Source organism: Yersinia thracica (assembly GCF_902170565.1).
Taxonomy (GTDB): Bacteria; Pseudomonadota; Gammaproteobacteria; order Enterobacterales; family Enterobacteriaceae; genus Yersinia; species Yersinia thracica.
This window is the reverse complement of sequence record NZ_CABHXX010000100.1, coordinates 1-23,372: the sequence shown is the minus strand read 5'-3', so window position 1 is coordinate 23,372 and position 23,372 is coordinate 1. Positions and strand designations below refer to the sequence as shown.

Below are 23,372 nucleotides of genomic sequence, written 5' to 3'. Positions count from 1 at the left end.
CTCACGAAAGTTGTTGCGCAGGACGGCGATACGCCCAAATCATCATAATGATACCGGCCAGAATCATAGGCACAGAGAGAATCTGCCCCATGCTGATCACGCCGTCGAACAAGCCGAGCTGGGCATCTGGCTGGCGGAAACATTCAACAATAATACGGAACGCGCCATAACCAATCAGGAACAGGCCGGAAACACTGCCCATCGGGCGCGGCTTGCGGATAAATAAGTTCAGGATGATAAACAACACCACCCCTTCCAGAATCATTTCATACAGTTGCGATGGGTGGCGCGGCAATACACCATATTGATTGAAAATCGCCTGCCATTTAGCCGGGTCGGCGGCAACAATCGCAATATCTTCCCCCCGAGAGGTCGGGAACAGCATTGCCCATGGGGTATCTGTCGTGACACGGCCCCACAGCTCGCCATTGATAAAGTTACCCAAACGGCCGGCACCTAAACCAAATGGAATCAATGGAGCCATAAAATCAGCAACCTGGAAGAAATGGCGCTTGGTGCGGCGAGCAAACCACAGCATCACACAGATAACACCAATCAGACCGCCGTGGAATGACATGCCGCCATCCCATACCTTAAACAGGTACAGTGGATTATCGAGGAACATCGGCAGGTTATAGAACAGAACATAACCGACACGACCACCAACAAACACCCCGAGGAAACCGGCGTAAAGCAGATTTTCGACTTCTTCTTTGGTCCAGCCACTACCCGGTTTATTGGCCCGACGAACCGCCAACCACATCGCGAAGACAAAGCCCACCAAATACATCAGGCCATACCAATGCAGGGAAACCGGGCCAATGGAGAAAATGACCGGATCAAATTTAGGAAACGCCAGATAGCTATTGCTCATCTATCACCACGAAATATCTCTTGTTTTGAGAAAATTAATGTTCTTGCCCGGTTAGGGCGACAGGTAGCGCATAATAGCATAGGGCTGGGGGTGTCTGGGCTGCACCAAACAGAAAAGTTCTGTAAACCCAGCCGATGCTATTTATTACCGCGAAGTTTTTTACCATTGAAAAGTTATTTACCACCGCGAATCAGGCCCCCTAGCCCTTTGCGCTCCATAAATGCCGCAGTTAAATGGCGTACATCAGTGGTCATTTGCGCGCTTAATACCCGCTCGGCCAGAGCTTGTGCATCCACTAAATCGATATTCCGCAGCAGGTATTTAATGCGCGCCACACTACGGCCATTCATGCTGAGATTGCGATAACCTAACCCGACCAGCAATAAAGCGCCCATAGGATCACCGGCCATTTCACCACACAAACTGACTTGCAGGCCAGATTGGGTCGCCTGCGTCAAGATGTGGCTAAGCACTTGTAGCATCGCGGGGTGTAAACTGTCATACAGTGAAGCCACGCGGGTATTATTGCGGTCTACCGCCAGCAAATATTGGGTCAGGTCGTTGGTGCCGACCGAGATAAAATCAACCCGCGATTTCAGATACGGCAGCATAAATATCATGGCTGGCACTTCAACCATCACGCCCAGTTTTGGCTGGGGTAATTCATGGCCCAGAAGTTCTTGAACTTCACGACCCGCACGATCAATCAGGCGTTTTGCCTCGTCGACCTCTTCCAAACTGGTGATCATCGGCAATAAAATCCCCAGATTGCCGGTTCCAGCATTGGCTCTAAGCATCGCTCTGACTTGGATCAAAAAGATCTCGGGCTGATCGAGAGTGACACGGATGCCGCGCCAGCCCAGACAGGGATTCTCTTCACTGATAGGCATGTAAGGAAGCTGTTTATCAGCACCGATGTCCAGTGTTCTGAGTGTTACCGGTTTGTTCGGGTAAAGCTGCAACATGCCCTGATACTGCGCCACTTGCTCTTCCTCTGATGGGAAGCCACTTTGCAGCATAAACGGGATTTCGGTGCGATATAGGCCCACGCCATCCACTCGTCCCCCCAGTAGTTGCTCATGTTCCGGGCTAAGACCCGCATTCAGCATCACCTGAATCCGCTCACCACTTCTCAGGGCGGCGGGTTGTTCAACATCATCTTCAGCCAGTTTGCTAAGTTCAATCTCTTCCGTGACCAGCCGTTGATACTCTTTGACCAGCACCGGCTCAGGATCAACCAGCACTTCACCACGATAACCATCAACAATCAGTAACCGCTGATTCAGTAACGCGGGTTGAATATCCGCGCCCATGACCGTCGGGATCCCCATGGCGCGCACTAAAATGGCGGCATGGGAGTTAGCCGCGCCATCACGCACCACAACACCGGCGAGGCGATCCTGTGGCACTTCGGCCAAGAGTGTGGCGGTTAGCTCATCAGCCACCAGAATAAAACGCTCAGGCCACTGACTGGCCCCAGAGGGGCTGTCGTCGAGATGAAATAGCAAGCGCTGGCCTAATGCTCGCAGATCACTGGCGCGCTCGCGCATATAAGTGTCTTGCAAGCTGGCAAACTGCGCAGCAAATTGTTCGACTACTTGCTTAACTGCCCATTCCGCCACGGATCCGGCGTCAATTTGAGCAAAAAGTTCGCGCTTTAGGCGGGCATCATTAAGCAAGTGGGAATAGAGATCGAAAATCGCCGCGCTCTCTTTTTGTGAGCTGGCGGCAAAGCGCTTACTGAAACGGCGGAATTCGGCCGCAGCCTCTTCCAGCGCTTGGGTTAGACGTTCGCGTTCTTGGGCGGTATCGAGTGTCGAGGCTTCATAAACCAAATCCAGGGAAGGCTGCGAAGTATCCTGCCAGCCCTCGGCAACCGCAACACCGGGAGCCGCAGCGAGTGCGCGGATCCGCGTCTGGCGATATTGGCCAAAAATAGCATTTAGCTGAGATTGAGAAAGGATGCCCGCCAGTTGCGTTGCCAGCGTGACCATGAACGACTCTTCGCTCTCATCAAACTGACGATGCTCACGTTGCTGAACCACCAGCACGCCGAGTAATTGACGGCGATAAATAATAGGAACCCCGAGAAACGCCCGGAAGCGGTCCTCTTTGACTTGGGGAACATATTTAAAACTGGGGTGGCTCTGAGCATCTGCCAGGTTGATTGGCTCGGCCAGACGCCCGACTAGCCCGACGATACCCTCGTCAAAGGCCAGCGTAATGGTGCGACCACGGGGCTTTTTCAAACCCCGTGTCGCCATCAGGTAATAACAACGGCGGTCATTGTCTGCCAGATAAATCGAGCAAACTTCCGTGTCCATCGCCAGACAGGTTTCATTGACCAACAGCTCTAACGCATCCGTTAGGCTGGTTGCCATCGCCACTTTCTCAACTATTTCTCGCAAACGCGTGAGCATGATCGGCTTAACTTAACCTCTTTTACGACGATAAGCGGGTGGTACCCGTGGCGGAGCAATCTCCTGCACAGGCATTACAGTAGTTGCAAACTCTTTCATCACGCGGCGATAAACATCCCGTTTAAAAGACACCACCTGACGCACCGGATACCAATAACTGACCCATCGCCAGCCATCAAACTCCGGAGTGCTGCTGCGCTGCATGTTGATATCGGCTTCATTACACATTAACTGTAGTAGAAACCATCGCTGTTTTTGGCCGATGCACACCGGCTTTGTATCCCAACGCACCAAACGTTTTGGTAATTTGTAACGTAACCAGTTACGGGTTGAAGCCAGAATTCGGACATCCTTTTTGTTAAGTCCTACCTCTTCAAAAAGTTCACGATACATTGCCTGCTCTGGTGTTTCACCGGGATTTATCCCGCCTTGAGGAAACTGCCAAGAGTGCTGACCGTAACGCCTGGCCCACAACACTTCTCCCTGCCGATTACAAATTACGATACCCACGTTCGGGCGGTAGCCATCATCATCGATCACCGGACTACCTCGATAAGCTTAAAACTCAAAGATGCTCTGATTGTTTCACACTAGCAACAGGCGGTAAACCACTGCTTATCCGCCAGCCAAACCTGATAACTCTGGGATAACTCACAGATATTGGCAAAGTTATAAACACCCTGGGGTCTACACTCGCTATTTTATTCACTTTTTCTGTGGATATAGGTGTGCAGAACTCTAGGGAAAAGCAGGTACAACTCATTTTAACGCAATTATACGCTAAAAATATCCAAAAAAATAAGTGATTAATTTCAATGAAATAACAGGTTTCCCACAGGTATACACACCCCATAAATGTGATCTGTATCCGTTTTAGATCTGAGGCTGGCTAAAGATCCATCAATGCAGTTTTTATCCACAGATAATGAGGCAAAGTTGTGCAAAAAAGAGAAAAACTCGCAAAAAAACCTGTCGTCAAGGCTGTAAATTGAACCAGTGATCATGATTTATTGGGGTTATCCAATAAATCTGTGGATAAATAGGTGTAAGATCCTGTTCATTATTCCTGTCAGCAGGTGTACAAGATAGCCAAAATAAAAGTATTTCCAGTAGGGATGGAAAGAAAACTTCCGTTAAATCATGCTATTATTCATTTGTGCTGGACTGGATAACAATACATCTACGGTCACTTTTATTTCAGCTTGTTTTTTAACCGACTTTAGCAGGTTTCCACTCTATGTCTGTTTATTCACTGCCCCCGGCACCACCCACTGATGAACATCAACTTTTTCAACGTGCTGAATCATTATCAGGTTTTACTCTCGGCGAATTGGCCATCAGAGCGGGCTGGAATATTCCAGCTGATTTAAAACGCGTCAAAGGCTGGGTGGGTATGTTGCTAGAATTCTATCTGGGGGCCAGCGCAGGCAGTAAACCTGAACAGGATTTTGCCGATATTGGTATCGAGCTGAAAACCATTCCTATCAATACCCAAGGCAAGCCGCTGGAGACAACTTTCGTCTGCGTCGCCCCACTGACTGGTAATAGCGGTATCACCTGGGAAAGCAGCCACGTGCGGCACAAGCTCGCCCGGGTGTTGTGGGTGCCGGTCGAAGGGGAGCGGCAAATTCCGTTAGCGCAACGCCGTGTGGGCGCGCCTTTATTGTGGAGCCCTAATGAGGAAGAGGAAGAATTACTGCGATGCGATTGGGAAGAGTTAATGGATCTTATCGTTTTGGGTAAAGTGGAAACCATCACCGCTCGCCATGGCGAAGTATTGCAGTTGCGTCCGAAAGCGGCCAACAGCCGTGCATTGACTGAAGCCATCGGCGAACATGGGCAGCCTATCATGACGTTACCTCGTGGTTTTTACCTGAAAAAGACCTTTACCGGCCCGATGCTGGCCCGGCACTTTTTGCTTTAACAGACGAATCTGATTATTCCGATTAATGAATAAACGCGTATAATTGTATTTTTGTGTTTCCGTAAGGTGTAAGGCACGATGTTTGAATGGATTGCCGATCCAAATGCCTGGTTGGCGCTAGGCACACTGACTATCCTTGAGATCGTTCTCGGCATAGACAATATTATTTTCCTTTCTTTAGTGGTTGCAAAATTACCTAAAGCGCAGCAAAACAAAGCCCGCCGAATTGGTTTGGCCGGAGCAATGTTAATGCGTTTGGCATTACTTGCTTCTATTGCTTGGGTGATCCGCCTGACAGAGCCGTTGTTTACGGTGGCCGGTCATGGCATTTCCATGCGAGATCTCATTTTGCTGCTGGGTGGTTTGTTTCTGATTTGGAAAGCCAGTAAAGAAATTCATGAAACCATTGAGGGCAGTGATACAGAGCACAGCAGCAATGCCAGCTCTTTTTTTGCGGCTATCGTGCAAATCATGCTGTTGGATATCATTTTTAGCCTGGACTCGGTGATAACCGCGGTGGGGCTGTCAGACCATCTGTTTATTATGATGGCCGCTGTTGTCATCGCCGTGGGTGTGATGATGTTTGCCGCCCGGCCGATTGGTGAATTTGTTAACCGCCACCCATCCGTCAAAATGCTGGCATTATCTTTCTTGATTCTGGTCGGATTTACCCTGATGTTGGAAAGTTTCCAGATTCACATTCCGAAAGGTTACATCTACTTCGCCATGTTCTTCTCAATGGGTGTTGAAACTCTTAACCTCATGCGCGGGAAGAAAAATAAGCTAGCGAAATAAAAATATCGCGGGTGCGATTCGTCGCACCCGTTTCCCACTATTTTCTGCACTTTTTCCTTGTCCTCTTCCCCCTGCCGCAGTGCTTAGTTATAGTCGGATAAGGCGGGTTTGACTTAGCCTGATAACTTCAGACACAAAGGAAGGTCGGCAATGCAATATCATCGTATTCCCCACAGTTCATTAGAAGTAAGCCTGCTGGGTCTGGGCACCATGACTTTTGGTGAACAAAACAGTGAAGCCGATGCCCATGCTCAACTGGATTACGCCGTTGCAGCCGGTATTAACTTGATTGATACCGCAGAAATGTACCCGGTTCCCCCAAAGCCAGAAACCCAAGGGTTAACTGAGCAATACATTGGTAGCTGGATAAAAGCTCGCGGTAGCCGAGACAAAATCATTTTAGCCAGCAAAGTATCCGGGCCATCACGCGGAAGTGATAAACCCATTCGCCCCAATATGGCGCTGGATCGGAAAAATATTCGTGTCGCGCTGGAAGAGAGTCTCCGACGCCTCAATACCGATTATCTTGATATTTATCAGTTACATTGGCCGCAGCGAGAAACCAACTGTTTCGGTAAGTTGAATTATCATTACAGTGAACAAACCGCTGTTGTCACCTTGCTCGAGACACTGGAGGCCCTGAACGAACAGGTGCGCGCCGGTAAAATCCGCTATATCGGCGTCTCGAATGAAACACCTTGGGGTGTGATGCGTTATCTGCAACTGGCTGAAAAACATGATTTACCGCGTATCCTGTCGATTCAAAACCCCTACAGTTTGCTTAACCGCAGTTTTGAAGTGGGTTTAGCCGAGATAAGCCAACACGAAGGTGTGGAGCTGCTGGCTTATTCTAGTTTGGCGTTTGGTACTCTGAGCGGTAAATACCTGAATGGCGCACAACCTGCCGGGGCGCGTAATACTTTATTCAGCCGATTCACTCGCTATACTGGGCCACAAGCTCAGTTAGCGACAGCTGAATATGTGGCGCTGGCCAAACGTCATGGACTGGATCCGGCGCAAATGGCGCTGGCTTTCGTGCGCCAGCAACCTTTTGTTGCCAGCACATTGTTGGGTGCAACCACACTGGAACAACTGAAAAGTAATATTGATAGCCAAAATGTGGTGTTGGATCAGGAAGTATTAAATGCATTGGAAGAGATTCACACCCGCTTTACCTTCCCGGCACCTTAAATTCCTCGAGTAAAAATAGCCGCCAATACGCTGAGGAATCGCCAGAAAAGCGAGCTGGCATAGAGAAAATATGACCGACTGATTATGCAACCATTTCAGGAAAAAACTCTATGCCGACTCGTAAAGTTATACATGAACTATACTCTAGCAGTCTGTGATAGCGCTGATATCAGCCTATCCACAACCTTATTTCGTGTTCTTTATTGATAATACGGGGTATAAAATGGCAAAAAAACCCAATATTTTATTAGTACACGGCGCATTGGGCGACGGCTCTCACTGGCGTCATGTTATTCCTACGCTACACAATAAGGGCTATGACGTATACGCGGTACAAAACCCGCTGACATCGTTAGCCGATGATGTGGAACGCACAAGAAAACTGGCTGAATCATTGGACGGCCCCACTATTCTGGTAGGCCATTCCTATGGTGGGATGGTGATTTCGCAACTTGGCGACTTACCGCATGTGGTTGGGCTGGTCTATGTAGCCGCCTTTGCGCCAGATAAAGGCGAAAGCCTTGGCAGCATTTTCCAGTTGCGTGACCTCCCCTCTGGAGCTGCCAATTTGGTTCCGGATAAGGACGGTTTTGTTTGGCTCAAACGGGACAAATTCCACGAAAGTTTCTGTCACGACTTAGACAAAACCGAAGCTATCGTGATGGCCATCGCGCAGAAACCGACCTCTGGTCATTGCTTTGAAGCCGTCTCGGCAGAACCGGCGTGGAAAACCAAACCCAGTTGGTATCAAATATCCAATCAGGACCATATGATACCGCCAGAAACTCAGCAGTGGTTTACTGAGCGAATGAAACCGCAGAAAACTATTCGTCTGGACTCCAGCCACGCGTCTCTGGCGAGCCATCCCAATGAAATCATTGCGTTAATTGAAGATGCAGCTAAAGGCCATTGACCTGCGTTTACGCCGCAGGCCGATAGCGCCGGGGCGACCGGGGCGCTTTAACCCCTGTCGCAAATACCGATAACATGCCCTGATTGATGCAACCATGGCATTCACGCGCGGTGCTATTGTAGCCTTTCGTTTTGATGACTTTATCATTTTGCTGCTTTATGCCGTTGTTGCCGCCACTGCCAACCCCAGAGCAGCGCTATCGCCAGTGCAAATATCACGCCGAAGCCAACCCCTACCGCCACCACGGGTACGCCGAGTTTCACCACCACCGAGAACACGCCCAACATCAGCAGCATCGCAGTGTTTTCACCGAGATTTTGCACCGCAATAGCATTGCCCGCACCGACACTATTTTTACCGCGCTCTTGCAATAAAGCATTGAGCGGAACCACAAAGAATCCGCCCAAAATCCCGATGATAATCAATAGCGAATAAGCCATTGGCATGCTGTGTTGCAGAGCAAAAATCGCCACTGCCACACCAATCAATACCCCTGCGGGTAAGCAGCGCTTCACCGTTTTCAATGTGATAAAACGAGCCGCAGCCCCCGCCCCAACAACAATACCAATCGCCACCATGGCATTGAGGAGTGTCGGAGTCGCGTTATCCGTGATCCCTAGCGCAATAGGCACCCAGAGCACCAGCAGGAAACGCAATGTGACTCCCGCGCCCCAAAACAAGCTGGTTCCCGCCAGTGAGAAGCGAGTTTCACCATCGCGCCATAAAATCCGACAAGCCGCAAAGAAACTGCCAGTCATTGCCCGCGGCCGCCACGAGCTACCGGAGCGCGCGGCGGCTAACCTTGGGATAAACATATTCGCGACCACCGCAATAGCATAAACCAGCGCGCACACCCCCAATGCCGCCCCCAGATGCCAATCAGCCAGCACGCCCCCGGCGACCGAGCCGAGTAAAATAGCGGCGATGGTGGAAGCTTCCATCATGCCGTTAGCTTTAACCAACTGTTCTCCGGAGGTGATTTCCCCCAAAATCCCATATTTAGCGGGTGAATAGGCCGCAGCCCCCACCCCCACCAGGCTATACCCCAGAAACGGATTAAAGCCAAAGCAGATAACCAACGCACCGGCCAGTTTCAAGCCGTTCGCCACCATCATCACCCGCCCTTTGGCAAAGCTATCGGCAAATTGCCCGACAAACGGCGCTAGAATGATATAGGTCGCGACGAATGCCATTTGTAAAATTGGCTGGCTCCAGTCGGGGTATAGCTGCTGCTTAATTAATGCCAATGTGGCGAAAAGCAGTGCGTTATCGCCGAAAGCTGAGAAAAATTGCGCGCAGAGAACCGCAACCATACCCTTTGATAACAGTGGCTTACCTTCTAATACTTGCTGACTCATGCGCTCATCTCCGGATCTTCCGCCATTTTAGTTAACGTCACAAAGTCAGGTTTTCCGCTCCCCAGCAAGGGCAAGGCTTTCACCACCCGAATGTCGCGAGGGACCGCCAGTTCAGGAACCCCGCTTTCCCGCGCTGCTTTGAGTAGTTTCTCGCGAGTTATTTCATTATCAGTGGTAAACAGCACCAAAGCTTCCCCTTTGGCTCTGTCTGTTTTCGTGGCCGCAGCATGTTGTCCCGCCGGTGAAATTCGCAGTGCAAGCTGCTCGACACTCTCCAGTGAGACCATTTCTCCGGCTAATTTAGCAAAGCGCTTCATCCGGCCACGAATGGCGCAAAATCCTTGCTCATCAATTACCACAATATCCCCGGTGTCATACCAACCGGCTTCCTGCTCACCCTGAGCATTTTCGGCAGAGGGTTGCTCCAGCACCCCCGGATTTTCTACCCGCAGGTAGCCACGCATAATATTCGGGCCGCACAATTGTAAACGCCCGCCCTGCTCAATACCGGGTACCGGAATCAAGCGGGATTCCATCGCGGGCAGAATGCGGCCCACAGTATTCACTTTTGCTGCCATCGGCACGTTAATGGCCACCACTGGCGCGCATTCCGTGACGCCATAACCTTCCAAAATACGAATACCAAATTTATCCTGCCAAATCTGTTTAGTGCTATCGGATAACTTTTCAGCGCCAGCCACCACATAACGCAAGCGGGCAAAATCATACGGATGGGCAAAGCGGGCATAATTGCCCAAGAAAGTGGACGTCCCAAACAGCACGGTACAGTTGCGGTCATACACCAGTTCAGGGACTACCCGATAATGCAGCGGGCTGGGGTAAAGGAATACACGGCTGCCGGTCATTAACGGGGTGAATAAACCGACTGTTAGGCCAAAAGCATGGAACAGCGGCAGTGACGACATAAAACGGTCGCGCGGTGTGAAGTCTGCAATGGTGCGGATCTGCTCGACGTTGGCCAATAAACTGGCATGGGAATGTACCACGCCTTTCGGGTTACCCTCTGAACCGGAGGTGAACAAAATCAAGGCGCTATCGTCAGCCTGCTGCGGAACCATCGCCCGGCGTGGGCAGCATAAATGGCATAAAATCCATAGCTTATCAGCCAGAGTCACGGTGTCTTTTAAATCTTCCAGATAGACCCAATTGGCCTCTGTTACCTGCTCAGGCAAATGTGTCAGTTTGCCCTTTTCCAAGAACTGGCGCGAAGTGACGATAGTCTTCAATGAAGCTGCGGTAATGGCGCTTTTCAGACCTTTAGCACCGGAGGTGTAATTAAGCAGCGCCGGGATACGGCCCCGCAGGGTAGCGCCGAAAATCACCGCAGCCGTGATAGTCGCATTGGGCAAGAGCATCCCCACATGCTCTCCCTGCGCGGTAAAACGTTGCAGAATACGGCTGACACCTAAGATTTTCTTTAGCAGCGTTTGATAACTATCTTCTTTAAAGGAAATGTCTTCGATGCAGGGTTTAAAGCGCCCATAGCGCGTTTGTGCTGATAGCAGCGCTTCGAATAACGTTTCGCGCGGCACAATAGCCATCCGCGCCGCCATCATGATGGTGTGTAAACGCTCACCCGCCAGTACCCGGCGGTCACGGGCACGCGGAGCTTGCGGCATAGGTAAGGGGGTTGCGGGCAGCACATGAATACTGATTTGTGGCAACCAACGGACTTTTAGCACCTCGCCCAATCGGCCAAAATGGGTAAATTCAGGGCCTTCTAAACGGACAGGAACCACCATAGCGCCTGATTTCGCGGCCACAAATGCAGCGCCATCATAAATTTTCATCAATGAGCCGGTCACGGTAATTCGGCCCTCGGGAAATATCACCACCGGCCTGCCCTGCTCGACCATTCTGACCAAGTGTTTGATGACCATCGGCTTGGTCGGATCAAGCGCGACAAAATCCACATAGGGCCGCAACCAGCGCATATACCAACTTTCAGTGATGTTGGAATAGACCGCAAATACTGGTTTTATTGGGAGAAACAGGGCTAACAAAGCACCATCAAGGAAAGAGACATGATTAGGGGTAATAATCAGCTTTTGGTGTGAAAACTGGTCAGTAATACCCTCGATGGTGACGCGAAACAACCCACGAAAAAGAGCACGTAACAAGCGATAAGCCATATCTGTTTCTCTATAACTCGATGAATATGATAAGAAGAGAATACTATAATAGTGGCTGATTTATCTGTAAGAGGAGGCTGGAAATACGTGCTAAGAGGACAAATAAAAAAAAACCTACGCATCTGCGTAGGTCGGTGCAAATAAAAAACTGGCTTTAACACACAGCGTATGTTGATTATTCACCAATTAATACCTCTGGGATCACTACTGTATCTGTTTGTGTGAAACCTCTGCCAGCAAGCAATCGCAACATTTACGTGCAAAGTGTAACCAGGAGTGAACATTGTGAGTGAGCCGAAAAGTTTTGTAATTCATTAAGGTACATTCGGTGTCTTAGTATAGCGCCACCTCAACCAGGCAACTCATCGCGTTCGGGCCTTGGGTCAAACGAGAAGTGCCAATATCCAATGTCAGGACATTTGGATTACCGGATTGCTCAACTTGAGGTTGTTGACTATCAATAGATTGTTGATTGCCAATAGATTGCTGACTGCCAAAGCCGGGGTCAAACCATGCCCCGGTAGCCATCAGCACCACGCCACGAGTCACCCCATCAGTAATGCGCACCCCCGCCAGACAATTGCCGCGTAAATTACTCACTTTCACCTGGCTGCCCTCAGTTATCTCGCGGCTGGCCGCATCTTGCGGATGCATATAAAGAGTTTCGCGCCCTGCGGTTTTATTCCCCTGCGCCAAAGGGGCCGGATCAAGCTGGCTGTGCAAGCGGTCACTCGGCTGAATAGAAATCAAATGCAGCGGCCATTGTTCCGCCTGCGGTGCGCCCAGCCATTCAATAGGGGGCTTCCATTGTGCATGCGGAGCAAAATCATCATATTGATAACTGGCGATTTTTTCACTGAATAACTCAATTTTACCGCTCGGCGTCTGCAGTGGATTAACCTGCGGATCAGAGCGGAAAGCATCAAAGAAAACAAACTCTTTCTGTGGGGCCGGTAAGTCCACATGTCCCCGTTGCCAGAAAGTATCAAAATCAGGCCATTCCACCCCATGGGGCTGTTGGGCGGCACCACATTCTTGATAGATATGCTTAATCCACGCCATTTCATCGCGCCCCTCAGTAAAGGTGTCGCGATAACCGAGCCGCTCAGCCAAATCAGCAAAAATATCGAAATCGTGCCGGGCTTGATGCTGCGGGGCAATGGCCTGATGCATCGCCAAAACATAGCGGTCCCGAGACGAGCCACCAATATCATTACGCTCCAGCGAGCTGGTCACTGGCAACACGATATCGGCCATTTTAGCCGCCGGTGTCCACCAAATATCCTGCACAATCACGGTATCCGGCTTTTGCCAGCCCTCCATCAGCCGGTTTAATTGCTGATGATGATGGAAAGGGTTACCGCCCGCCCAGTGCACCAAATGAATGTCGGGGTAGGTATGAGTTTCGCCCTGAAACTGATAAGGCTGCCCCGGTTGCAGCAACATGTCACAAATCCGTGCCACGGGAATCGCCAGCCCGGATGGATTTTTCCCCACCGACATCGTTGGCCCTGGGGTATCAATTCTGGGATTGCCCACGCCATTCATTGAGCCGTGACCGAATGAGAAACCGCCACCTGGCAAGCCCACTTGCCCTAACATGGCGGATAGCGCGATTACCATCCAGTAAGGTTGCTCGCCACGATGTGCGCGCTGAACTGAATAGGAGCAAGTCATAAAGCTGCGCACACCAATAAGTTGCTGTGCTAACTGACTTATTCTTGCCGCCGGAATACCGGTGATTTCACTGGCCCAGTCTGGCGTTTTCGCGACTCCATCACTCACTCCACGAATGTAATCGGCTAATTGCTCATAACCCACACAGTGGCTAGCCAGAAAAGCACGGTCTTCTCCCCCAACCCGCTGAATTTCATATGCCAGCGCCAACATCAATGCCACATCGGTATTCGGGCGAATGGGTATCCATTCCGCATGAACAAAGTCTGGGCAGTCATCCCGCATCGGGCTGATGTTAATCACCGGCGTCCCTTTTTGCGCTAATTTCTCCAGCCAGGGTTTTAATGAGTGTTCCGCCGAACCGCCAGAGGATACTTGAGCATTTTTCAGCGCCAGTCCGCCAAAGGCGATAAACAGTTCGCAGTGCTCGACCACACTCGGCCAAGAGGTCACTCTGCCGGTCAGTGGGCTAAAAGTCCCTATCACATAGGGTAAGAAAAACTGCGCCGAACCCCAACTGTAGTTACCAAGTTGATCAACCCCCCCACCGCCACTGAAATAGAAACGCCGAACTAATGAGCGGGCGTGATGTAAACGCCCAGCAGAAGACCAGCCATAGGAGCCGGTAAATAGCCCTGATGGGCCATATTTTTCCCTCACACGGCGATTCTCTGCTGCGACTAAATCCAGTGCAACATCCCAGTCCACCTCAACAAAATCTTCCCGTCCACGCAAAGTGCGGTCACTTTTTTCCCGGTGCTGTAACCACGAGCGGCGTACTGCGGGTTTGCGGATACGTTTGTCGGAATAGACCATTGGGGCAATAGAATCCAGCAAGGGTGACGGATTGGAGTCAGCGGCAAAAGGTTCGCAGCGAATTAATTTACCATCCTCAACGACAGCAGTGTATGCGCCCCAGTGGGCAAGCTGGGGGTAACGGGTGATGGACATGGCTATCTCAGACAATTAAATAGATCATAAAAGTAACATTTACCCGGCAGTAAACCCAAAGCACAATTTTGACTAAACCTAAATATTTTGGACTAAGCGGGCACTGATGGTTTTTTTGTGCGCTGTCTGGCGGAGTGACTTTTTTTGTCGCCAATCCTGGGTAATGTTCCTAATTTTCGGTGCTGCGGTTTTTTCTCACCAAGTTGCGATCATCCCCCCTTGCGGAGCGCCCGGTTTTCCGCAAAACTGGGTGATGTAAGCGATTACCCTGAAAATTTCTGGAAGAAAAATGGCCACTATTAAGGATGTTGCCAAGCTGGCGGGTGTTTCCGTCGCGACGGTATCTCGTGTTATCAATAATTCGCCCAAGGCCAGTGAAACATCAAGAAAAGCGGTATGCAACGCCATGGAGCAGTTGCAATACCACCCGAATGCCAATGCTCGGGCGCTGGCACAACAATCAACAGAAACCGTCGGTATGATTGTTTGTGATGTATCCGACCCTTTCTTTGGCTCAATGGTCAAAGCCGTCGAGCAAGTGGCTTATGCCACGGGTAATTTTCTATTGATTGGAAACGGTTACCATGAAGAGGAAAAAGAGCGTCAGGCTATCGAACAACTGATCCGCCACCGCTGTGCCGCGCTGGTCGTCCATGCCAAAAAATTATCCGATGAAGAATTGACATCATTAATGCAGCAAATTCCCGGTATGGTGTTGATTAACCGCACTTTGCCAGGCTTTGAAACTCGCTGTGTGGCATTGGATGATCGCTACGGTGCCTGGCTGGCAACCCGCCATCTGATTCAGCAAGGTCATAAACGGATTGCGATTATTTGCTCCAACCATCAGATTTCAGATGCTATTGATCGGCTGCAAGGTTATCTGGATGCACTGGAAGAGTTTGGTCTCCCGGTAGATGACCGCTTAATTTCCTACAGTACGCCAGATGAAATCGGCGGTGAGCAAGCCATGACCGAGCTACTTGGCCGCGGCAAACATTTCACGGCGGTCACCTGTTACAATGATTCGATGGCGGCTGGAGCATTATCCGTGCTCAGTGATAACAGTATCGAGGTGCCGCAAGAGATCTCACTGATCGGTTTTGACGATGTGTTGATCTCGCGTTATCTGCGCCCTCGCCTGACCACCATTCGCTATCCGGTGGTCGCGATGGCAACTCAGGCGGCAGAATTAGCATTGGCGCTCGCCAATAATACGCCACTGCCCGAAATCACTAATATGTTCAGCCCAACACTGGTGCGCCGCCATTCAGTTGCCAGCCCACAAACTAATCTTAACTCCCCACTGGCAGATGAGTGAGGCATTGGGTCACTATGATTAAATCAGCTCTAATGCAATAAGTTCTTCGATGGTTTGGCGGCGGCGAATTAAACGCGGCTGCCCCTGTTCGAATAAAACTTCTGGTAATAATGGGCGGCTATTGTAGTTAGAAGACATTGACGCGCCATAAGCCCCGGTATCATGGAACACCAAATAATCGCCAATTTTGGCGGCGGGCAATGCGCGGGTTTCTAATCCACCACCGGCTTCTTGAGTAAACACATCCCCAGACTCGCAAAGCGGGCCTGCGACCACAGTATCAAGCAGTGGCTCGCCAGCCAGTGGGCACCCATCAGCAGGTAGCAACGAAATATGGTGGTAACTGCCATACATGGCTGGCCGCATCAAATCATTAAAGCCCGCATCCACCAAAACATAGTGTCGGCGGCCCATGTTTTTCACCGCCCGGACTTGCGCGATTAGCACACCGGACTCTGCCACCAGGAAGCGGCCGGGTTCAATTTCAAGACTGACAGCATGGCCCAAATGGGCGGCAATTTTCTCGCGAGCGCGATTCCATAAGCCATAATAATGCTCGGTATCAATCTCATCATCACCAAATTGATAGGGAATTGATAACCCGCCACCCGCCGAAATAGCGCTGATATCTTGCCCAAGCGCGATAACCTGCTGCACCATAGCATCACAAACTTGTTCCAAATGCTGATAATCAACACCGGAGCCAATATGCATATGAATGCCCACCAGCGTTAAGCCATATTGCTGAATTTTCTCAATGGCTTGCAGCAAATCTTCATGCCAAATACCGTGTTTACTGTTTTCACCGCCGGTATTGGTTTTCTGACTGTGCCCATGGCCGAAACCCGGATTGACCCGCAGCCAGACTGGGTGGCCGGGCGCATGTTGCCCCAACTGGTCGAGCATGTCGATGGAACCCGCATTCACCGGAATGTTTAATTCCGTCACCCGCAGTAATGTGGCCTGATCCAGTAAATCCGCAGTAAAAACAATCTCAGCGGGTTCTTGTCCCGGCTGGAAACCAGCCTGTAATGCGCGTTCTATCTCGCCCAGTGATACCGAGTCAACTTTGACCCCTTGCTCACGCATCAGCCGCAAAATATGAATATTTGAACAGGCTTTCTGAGCAAAGCGAATGACATCAAAATGACGCAATTGATTGATTTTTTGCGTAATAATCTCACCATCATAGGCCCAGACCGGGCAACCAAAACGCTCGGGTAAAGCAATCAGATTTTGGGCAGTCAGTGCCGTAGAAATGTCGTTAAGTGCGCGCGGCATAGGTATGTCCTAATAATGGGTGGTCAATATCGGGGGCGAAAATAAGGATTTCGCGGATGACTTATTATTAACGACAGAGTGCTAGTGAGGAAAATATCTATTTACCCTTAGTCTATTCATTTATGATATGGATTAGATGACTTTTACACCACCGCCGGAGCGCTGTGATGCCCGCTATTTCCCTACGACAAATAGAAATTTTTCATGCTGTTATGACCACCGGCAATCTGACTGAAGCCGCATTATTGCTCCAGACATCACAACCGACTGTCAGCCGTGAATTGGCTCGCTTTGAGCAATTAGTCCAATTAAAGCTGTTTGATCGGGTGCGCGGGCGGTTGTATCCCACAGTGCAAGGTTTGCGCTTATTTGAAGAGGTTCAGCGCTCTTATTATGGGCTTGATCGTATTAAACAAGCCGCCGAGGGGATCCGCCAATTCCAGCATGCACAACTTTCTATTGCTTGCCTGCCGGTATTTTCTCAGTCACTGCTACCGGCGGTGTGCAAACCCTTTATTGACCGCTATCCGGAAGTTAGCCTCAGTGTTATTCCGCAAGAATCGCCTTTATTAGAAGAATGGCTTTCAGCCCAGCGGCACGACCTCGGCCTGACAGAAAATACCCAGACCCCAGCAGGCACGGTGCGCCATGCGCTGATGACGGTGAATGAAATTTGTGTGTTACCCAAGGATCACCCGTTGCGGGAAAAAATGGTTCTCACACCGCAAGATTTCCAGGGCGAGAATTTTATTAGCCTGTCAGTCACCGACAGTTATCGCCAATTGTTGGACAATCTCTTTACGGAACAAGGTATTAATCGACGGTTAGTTTTGGAAACTCACAGCGCAGCATCAGTTTGCGCTATGGTGCGGGAGGGCGTGGGGGTTTCCATTGTTAACCCATTAACCGCGCTGGATTATATCGGCAAAGGAGCCGGTGATGGCGTTTGCATACGGCCATTTAGTGTTGAAATTCCCTTTACTATCAGCCTGATACAACCAATACATCGCCCATCATCAACCCTGGTGGATACCTTTATCGAGCATCTAAAACAGCAGGCAATCACCTTCCAACGACGTCTGGCCGCGGTGATTGCCCAACAGTATTAAGCGGTTAATTAAGCGGCAGTGACCTTACTGGCGCGCGCCCGAGAAAAAGTAAACAGACACAGCAGCAAACCAATAACGGCGAGTGCGGCGGCGGCCAGCGGGACGGCCGTCAATCCCAATCCTTTGGCGATCACCACTCCCCCGACCCACGCCCCTAAAGCATTACCGACATTAAAGGCTGCAATATTGAGGGTTGATACCAAGTTAGGGGCTTTTTTGCCATAAGTGACGACGTTAATTTGCAACGCTGGCACGGCTGAGAATGCCGCAGCTGACCACAAGAATAACGTCACTTCCGCCGCCAGGAATGAGTTGCTGGTCCAACTAAAGAGGGCAGATAATATCGCGATGAGTAAGAAAGTCATCGTCAGGCTCACAGATAATCGCCAATCAGCCAACCGTCCACCAACAATATTGCCCAATGTCAGGCCCACCCCCATCAACAACAATGTCCAACTGATTCCGTGCTCAGAAACCTGAGTCACTTCAGTCAGAATTGGCGCGATATAAGTAAAGAGAGCGAACATCGCCGCGGCAAAAAAGACCGTCATCAGTAAAGATAACCAGATACCGCCACCGCGCAGCGCCGCAATCTCTTTGCGTAACTCGGTCGGCGCTTCCTCCTGCGAAGAAGGCAGCTTGCTATAAAGTGTTGCCAGTGAGAATAAGCCGATGACCGAGACCACCCAAAATGTCGAGCGCCAACCGAAAGCTTGCCCCAAAGCGGTTCCCAAAGGGACGCCCAACACATTCGCCAGTGTCAGGCCGGTAAACATCAGCGCCACCGCAGACGCCCGTCTATTGGGGGCCACCAGATTAGACGCCACCACAGCGCCAATACCAAAAAAGGCCCCGTGGCTCAGCGCCGTAATGACCCTGGCTAACATCAGGAAATCATAACTGTATGCCAGAGCACACATCAGGTTACCAATGATAAAAATGACCATTAATAACAATAATGTCTTTTTACGCGGTAATTTAGCCGTCAAAACCGCCATGATAGGTGCGCCGATAGCCACCCCCAGCGCATAGCCACTGATTAACCAACCTGCCGTTGGAATCGAGATGTGCAAATCACCCGCTACCTGCGGTAACAATCCCATAATGACAAATTCAGTGGTACCAATAGCAAAAGCACTCAGTGCTAATGCCAACAGCGCAACAGGCATAATCAAAGCTCCCAGTCAGATAATATCTCCCCGTCGTAGGTCACAGGCAGATCAAATAGTTGCCAGTCATAATTAACCGACATGTAGTAGTAAGTAGAAAAAAGGCAAAAGAAAGCGGCCAATTGCCGAATAATGCAGCAATAACCCTATTATTTATAATTGTTTAATTTCTCAACTTGCAATGCCCAATCAATTTCAACATGACGGGCATAGATAGAAATAGCATGAGTTGAGGAATGATGACCAGTAATGAACAGAGTTATAACTAGCCTGATAAGTAATAATTTCTCTTTTTTAGCGATAACCAAATGAAATAAATAATAATTTAGACACATCGCTAACAATAAAAATATGTTTGAGAATGTAACCGCGCAGCTAACACCGCTGCGGCTTCAATTAGGCAGGCCCACAAACTAATTGAAGACACAGCAAGGCAGCAAATGAATGAATCCCGATGAGCTGACTCAAGTCAGTGATTCGGGTAAGTGAATGCAGCTAACACCGCTGCGGTTTCAATTAGGCAGGGGGTGGGTGGCAAACCACTCCACTAGAAAGTCCAACATCGACCTTAATGTCGCTGGCATTTGCCGACGTGAGGTATAGATTCCATAAATTCCCATCGCCTGTGGCTGATAATCTGGCAATAATCTTATTAGTTCACCACGGGCAATATAAGGCGCGGCGGAGTAGCTGGGTTGCAAAGTGATACCGGCGCCTTCTAATGCTCCGCTGAGCAAAACGACTGATTCATTGGCACTGAGATTCCCCCCAACCGCAACAGATGATTTAATCCCTTGTTGATCAAAATGCCATAAACTTTTACCAAAATAGGAATAGGTCAGGCAATTGTGAACCGCCAAATCAGGTGGGGTTTTCGGCGTTCCTTTAGCAGATAAATAACTCGGCGCAGCGCAAACCACCGAATGGCAGATGGAGAGCGGACGAGCGATTAAATTGGGGTCTAAATCATTGGTAATACGCAGTGCCAAATCAATACGTTCCTCCACCAAATTGACAGTTCGGTTATCCATTTGTAAATCCACTGCGACCTGAGGATGGCGACGTAAATAGTCAGTAACAGCAATCGCCACTGCACTTTGTCCTAGGGATTGAGAGCAACTGATACGCAACAAACCGCGCAGTTCATCATTTTCTTGCCCCTCAACTAAATTTATATCTTTAGCAAATTCAAGCATATGTCGGCAACGCGTGAGTGTGGACTCCCCTGCATGAGTCAGACTCAATTTTCGAGTTGTTCGGTGCAATAAACGTGCTCCGGCCCATTGCTCCATCTGCGCCAAATAGCGTGTCACCATGGCCCGCGACATATCCAAAGCCTCGGCTGCGGCAATCATACTGCCCCGCTCAACAATGGCGACAAATACCTCTGCTGCGGTAATCCTATCCATAATTAGCTCGATTTAAGCAACAAACAATTGCTTATTATTGGGTTTTTCTATCGATATAAGCAATCTATTATCTAGCCCATACCCCAGTTACTCCCAGGAAAACGAACATGTTAAATAAAACTCTATTACAAATAGCCTTTGCTGGCCTGACAACTTTCGCTGCTGTATTAACGGCGAATGCCGCTGAACAGCTTAAAATGGAAGTTTATAACCCCGGCGAAAAAAGCATCTTCCCGGTATCGTCTGAAATTATCAGCGGTAAAACTGAAGTGGTGCTCATTGATACTCAATTTCAGCGCAATGATGCCGAAGCACTGGTGAAGAAAATTCAGCAAAGCGGTAAGAAACTGACCACTATTTATATCAGCCAGGCAGATCCTGACTTCTATTTCGGCCTGGATGTGATTACCAAGGCGTTTCCACAAGCTAAAGTGATCGCAACCCCGCAAACCATTGAAGAAATTAAAGCCACCAAAGATGGGAAAATGGCCTATTGGGGTCCGATTTTGAAAGAAAACGCCCCTACCCGTGTCATTGTCCCGCAAGAGCTGCAAGGCAAAAGTTTTACGATTGATGGACAGGAAATTAATATTGAAGGCTTAGATGGGCCATCGCCAGAAAAAACATTTGTCTGGATCCCATCATTAAAAGCAGTCGTTGGTGGTGTTGCCGTCTCGGGTAATATTCATTTATGGGTCGCTGATACTCAAACAGCTGAATCACGCCAAAACTGGCTGACAACACTGGAAAAAATCAAAGCATTGAAACCAGTCACCGTGGTTCCAGGGCATTATCTTGATAGCGCACCACAAACACTGGAATCAGTGACCTTTACTCAACGTTATTTAACGACGTTAAACACAGAAATTCCTAAAGCAAAAAACTCAGCTGAACTAATTGCAGCGATGAAAAAACATTACCCTGAGCTGAAAGATGAATCTAGCCTGGAATTAAGCGCCAAGGTACTTAAAAACGAAATGAAATGGCCGCAATAAAAGCCATCAATATTAATTGTCACTGAATGAGCACATCAGAAAATATAATTTTAGGAAAACACAATGGCCGGTACAAAGTTACATTACATTTTTGATCCATTATGTGGCTGGTGTTATGGTGCCGCGCCACTGGTACAAGCTGCACAAAATATTCCTAAGCTCACTCTGGTATTGCACGGTGGTGGAATGATGTCAGGAGCTAATCGTCGCCAAATAGATAGCCAATGGCGTAGCTATGTCATGCCCCATGACCAACGTATTGCACAGTTAACCGGGCAAATTTTTGGTGATGATTACTTTAATAATTTACTGAAGGATACTTCAGCTATTATGGACTCCACACCGCCGATCGCCGCTATTTTGGCATCGGAGTCACTTGCCGGCCGGGGTGCAGAAATGTTGCACCGCATCCAACACGCTCATTATGTTGAAGGCCGCCGCATCGCAGATACTCCCGTGTTAACGGAACTTGCAGTGAAACTTGGGCTAGATAGGGATTCATTTATAAACGCCTACAATAGCGCCTTAACAACATCCAGCCAGCATATTGCTGAAAGCCGCGCATTACTGGCTAAAGTACATGGACACGGCTTCCCTACTTTTTCACTGGAAGACGAACAAGGAAAAATAACGCCCCTGCCCGCAAATGAATATTATGGAAATCCGTCTGGCTGGAGTGAGTTATTAAAAAGCATTGCGGCACATTAAAAACTAACCGCAACCTCCTTATTAATATCTTGAGGAGGTTGTACTGCGGTTGGCAAACAAAAACGAGTTACAGAAACCAGACAGAGAATGCAAGACACAATAGAATAACCAAAGCAATAATAACGGCCTGCTTTGTCGAGGATAATGAAGAGAGTAATTGGCTATCCATTACCATGCGGTTATTTTCGCTTTCCTGCAAATAACGATAATATTTTTCAGTAAAATCACTTTGAAAATCTTGGATAGGGGCTTTAAAGAAAAAATCAATATTATTATTCTTGGCCAACCCCTGTCCAAGTTCCATTAAGCCCTGATGCAACTGCTGATAACTTTCCTTCAGAACCAGTTTATTAACAAAAAACGCAATGCAGATAAAAATTTATTTTCACTCTTAGCTATGGTTAACATGGAAATATTACTCATCAAATATGACAGATATATTTCAATAGGCAGAAAGATATATTTATATATCACTACGAGTCAGTAAACGTAAATTATTAACAGGATGCCCCTCGGATTGTTCTATCAACATCATATCTTCGTTCAGTCGATAGAAAATAGGGTGGCTTACCTCATAAGGCGTATTTAGAAGGTCATCCAGATAACGATCTTTATCCTCTATAATAGTTAGAGATAATATATTACCGAGAAAAATATTTTCCTTAACATCTACCACATTAAAAGCAATATTTCTTCTTGCTTTTACATAACCATCATTACCATATACATCTGCAGATGATTTAACTTCTCCTCCAATAACACTAACTCTGGAACAAACATGATAATTTTCTGTTAGATAATTAAAATCATGATTAACTGCCCAGTAGCCTTCTATATCTTTCATGGGATGAAAGTAGGAATAAAACCTCCCAAACACATATCCCAATCCAATACCAAATAAAACGCCAAGACATAGTGTTTTCGTTATTTTTTTTCGCATACTAGCCCCCTATTCTGACCTTTGCAGATAGTGTAATCACCATTTTTTTGTTTTTTTAAAAATACATAGGGTTCTTTATTATAGGAAAACAAAAAATCCTTATCGTGAACTTCATCTAGATTCACTAAGATAGGCAGTTTTTTTACATTAATAATTTTCACTTGATAATAATTAGATGTCATAT

At 48.7% G+C, this 23,372-nt stretch carries 18 protein-coding genes and 2 pseudogenes; 8 read left to right on the top strand and 12 right to left on the bottom strand.

What is annotated here, in order from left to right:
- Nucleotide 1 precedes the first annotated feature (1 nt).
- The 3 genes from lgt to rppH form a co-directional block, all read right to left on the bottom strand.
- Nucleotides 2–874, bottom strand: a complete 873-nt coding sequence (gene lgt, locus FTA91_RS14980) for a prolipoprotein diacylglyceryl transferase (RefSeq protein WP_004391739.1) — start codon at nucleotides 872–874, stop codon at nucleotides 2–4.
- A gap of 173 nt (nucleotides 875–1,047) precedes the next feature.
- A complete protein-coding gene (ptsP, locus tag FTA91_RS14975) occupies nucleotides 1,048–3,294 on the bottom strand; it encodes a phosphoenolpyruvate--protein phosphotransferase (protein ID WP_050113881.1) in 2,247 nt (748 codons plus the stop codon).
- Between the two features lie 12 nt (nucleotides 3,295–3,306).
- Nucleotides 3,307–3,834: an RNA pyrophosphohydrolase gene (gene rppH / locus FTA91_RS14970; protein ID WP_050113879.1), complete on the bottom strand. Its 528-nt coding sequence runs from the start codon at nucleotides 3,832–3,834 to the stop codon at nucleotides 3,307–3,309.
- A 697-nt stretch (nucleotides 3,835–4,531) separates the two neighbouring features.
- On the opposite strand from rppH, the gene mutH reads away from it, so the two are divergent.
- The 4 genes from mutH (at nucleotide 4,532) to FTA91_RS14945 (ending at nucleotide 8,117) form a co-directional block, all read left to right on the top strand.
- On the top strand, nucleotides 4,532–5,218 hold the full coding sequence (mutH, locus tag FTA91_RS14960) for a DNA mismatch repair endonuclease MutH (RefSeq protein WP_050113878.1): 687 nt from the start codon (nucleotides 4,532–4,534) through the stop codon (nucleotides 5,216–5,218).
- A gap of 78 nt (nucleotides 5,219–5,296) precedes the next feature.
- Nucleotides 5,297–6,013, top strand: a complete 717-nt coding sequence (locus FTA91_RS14955) for a TerC family protein (protein WP_050113876.1) — start codon at nucleotides 5,297–5,299, stop codon at nucleotides 6,011–6,013.
- 150 nt (nucleotides 6,014–6,163) lie between these two features.
- Nucleotides 6,164–7,204 (top strand): NADP(H)-dependent aldo-keto reductase, encoded by a 1,041-nt coding sequence (locus tag FTA91_RS14950; protein WP_050113874.1) that lies wholly within the window; start codon nucleotides 6,164–6,166, stop codon nucleotides 7,202–7,204.
- Nucleotides 7,205–7,427: 223 nt separating this feature from the next.
- Nucleotides 7,428–8,117, top strand: coding sequence for an alpha/beta hydrolase (locus tag FTA91_RS14945; protein WP_050113873.1), 690 nt, complete (start codon nucleotides 7,428–7,430; stop codon nucleotides 8,115–8,117).
- Nucleotides 8,118–8,260: 143 nt separating this feature from the next.
- On the opposite strand, the gene lplT is transcribed toward FTA91_RS14945, so the two are convergent.
- The 3 genes from lplT to FTA91_RS14930 all read right to left on the bottom strand — a co-directional run bounded on the left by lplT (nucleotide 8,261) and on the right by FTA91_RS14930 (nucleotide 14,256).
- Nucleotides 8,261–9,475, bottom strand: coding sequence for a lysophospholipid transporter LplT (gene lplT / locus FTA91_RS14940; RefSeq protein ID WP_145533861.1), 1,215 nt, complete (start codon nucleotides 9,473–9,475; stop codon nucleotides 8,261–8,263).
- On the bottom strand, nucleotides 9,472–11,628 hold the full coding sequence (gene aas, locus FTA91_RS14935; protein WP_145583557.1) for a bifunctional acyl-ACP--phospholipid O-acyltransferase/long-chain-fatty-acid--ACP ligase: 2,157 nt from the start codon (nucleotides 11,626–11,628) through the stop codon (nucleotides 9,472–9,474). The genes lplT and aas overlap by 4 nt, the downstream gene beginning before the upstream one ends.
- Nucleotides 11,629–11,961: 333 nt before the next feature.
- Complete coding sequence (locus tag FTA91_RS14930; protein WP_145533855.1) at nucleotides 11,962–14,256, bottom strand: molybdopterin guanine dinucleotide-containing S/N-oxide reductase; 2,295 nt, start codon at nucleotides 14,254–14,256, stop codon at nucleotides 11,962–11,964.
- Between the two features lie 289 nt (nucleotides 14,257–14,545).
- Between FTA91_RS14930 and galR the strand changes: the two genes are divergently transcribed.
- On the top strand, nucleotides 14,546–15,577 hold the full coding sequence (gene galR / locus FTA91_RS14925) for an HTH-type transcriptional regulator GalR (RefSeq protein WP_050113866.1): 1,032 nt from the start codon (nucleotides 14,546–14,548) through the stop codon (nucleotides 15,575–15,577).
- Nucleotides 15,578–15,595: 18 nt separating this feature from the next.
- Here galR and lysA read toward each other — a convergent pair whose 3' ends face one another.
- Complete coding sequence (gene lysA, locus FTA91_RS14920; RefSeq protein WP_145533852.1) at nucleotides 15,596–16,858, bottom strand: diaminopimelate decarboxylase; 1,263 nt, start codon at nucleotides 16,856–16,858, stop codon at nucleotides 15,596–15,598.
- A 167-nt stretch (nucleotides 16,859–17,025) separates the two neighbouring features.
- On the opposite strand from lysA, the gene FTA91_RS14915 reads away from it, so the two are divergent.
- On the top strand, nucleotides 17,026–17,967 hold the full coding sequence (locus tag FTA91_RS14915; RefSeq protein ID WP_050113862.1) for a LysR family transcriptional regulator: 942 nt from the start codon (nucleotides 17,026–17,028) through the stop codon (nucleotides 17,965–17,967).
- Between the two features lie 8 nt (nucleotides 17,968–17,975).
- Here FTA91_RS14915 and FTA91_RS14910 read toward each other — a convergent pair whose 3' ends face one another.
- Together FTA91_RS14910 and FTA91_RS14905 are read right to left on the bottom strand one after the other, a co-directional pair.
- Complete coding sequence (locus FTA91_RS14910; RefSeq protein WP_050113860.1) at nucleotides 17,976–19,136, bottom strand: MFS transporter; 1,161 nt, start codon at nucleotides 19,134–19,136, stop codon at nucleotides 17,976–17,978.
- Nucleotides 19,137–19,648: 512 nt separating this feature from the next.
- Nucleotides 19,649–20,545, bottom strand: a complete 897-nt coding sequence (locus FTA91_RS14905) for a LysR family transcriptional regulator (RefSeq protein WP_050113858.1) — start codon at nucleotides 20,543–20,545, stop codon at nucleotides 19,649–19,651.
- 107 nt (nucleotides 20,546–20,652) lie between these two features.
- Here FTA91_RS14905 and FTA91_RS14900 point away from each other — a divergent pair, with 107 nt between their 5' ends.
- Both FTA91_RS14900 and FTA91_RS14895 read left to right on the top strand, forming a co-directional pair.
- The gene (locus FTA91_RS14900; protein WP_050113857.1) at nucleotides 20,653–21,540 is read left to right on the top strand and encodes an MBL fold metallo-hydrolase; all 888 of its coding nucleotides are present in this window, start codon (nucleotides 20,653–20,655) and stop codon (nucleotides 21,538–21,540) included.
- 63 nt (nucleotides 21,541–21,603) lie between these two features.
- The gene (locus tag FTA91_RS14895; protein ID WP_050113855.1) at nucleotides 21,604–22,248 is read left to right on the top strand and encodes a DsbA family protein; all 645 of its coding nucleotides are present in this window, start codon (nucleotides 21,604–21,606) and stop codon (nucleotides 22,246–22,248) included.
- Between the two features lie 76 nt (nucleotides 22,249–22,324).
- On the opposite strand, the pseudogene FTA91_RS14890 reads toward FTA91_RS14895, so the two are convergent.
- The 3 genes and pseudogenes from FTA91_RS14890 to FTA91_RS20230 all read right to left on the bottom strand — a co-directional run.
- Nucleotides 22,325–22,594: pseudogene (locus FTA91_RS14890) on the bottom strand (Tar ligand binding domain-containing protein); the annotation flags it as partial.
- A 117-nt stretch (nucleotides 22,595–22,711) separates the two neighbouring features.
- On the bottom strand, nucleotides 22,712–23,188 hold the full coding sequence (locus tag FTA91_RS14885) for a hypothetical protein (protein WP_050113852.1): 477 nt from the start codon (nucleotides 23,186–23,188) through the stop codon (nucleotides 22,712–22,714).
- Nucleotides 23,173–23,372: pseudogene (locus FTA91_RS20230) on the bottom strand (winged helix-turn-helix domain-containing protein); the annotation flags it as partial. The gene FTA91_RS14885 and the pseudogene FTA91_RS20230, both read right to left, overlap by 16 nt.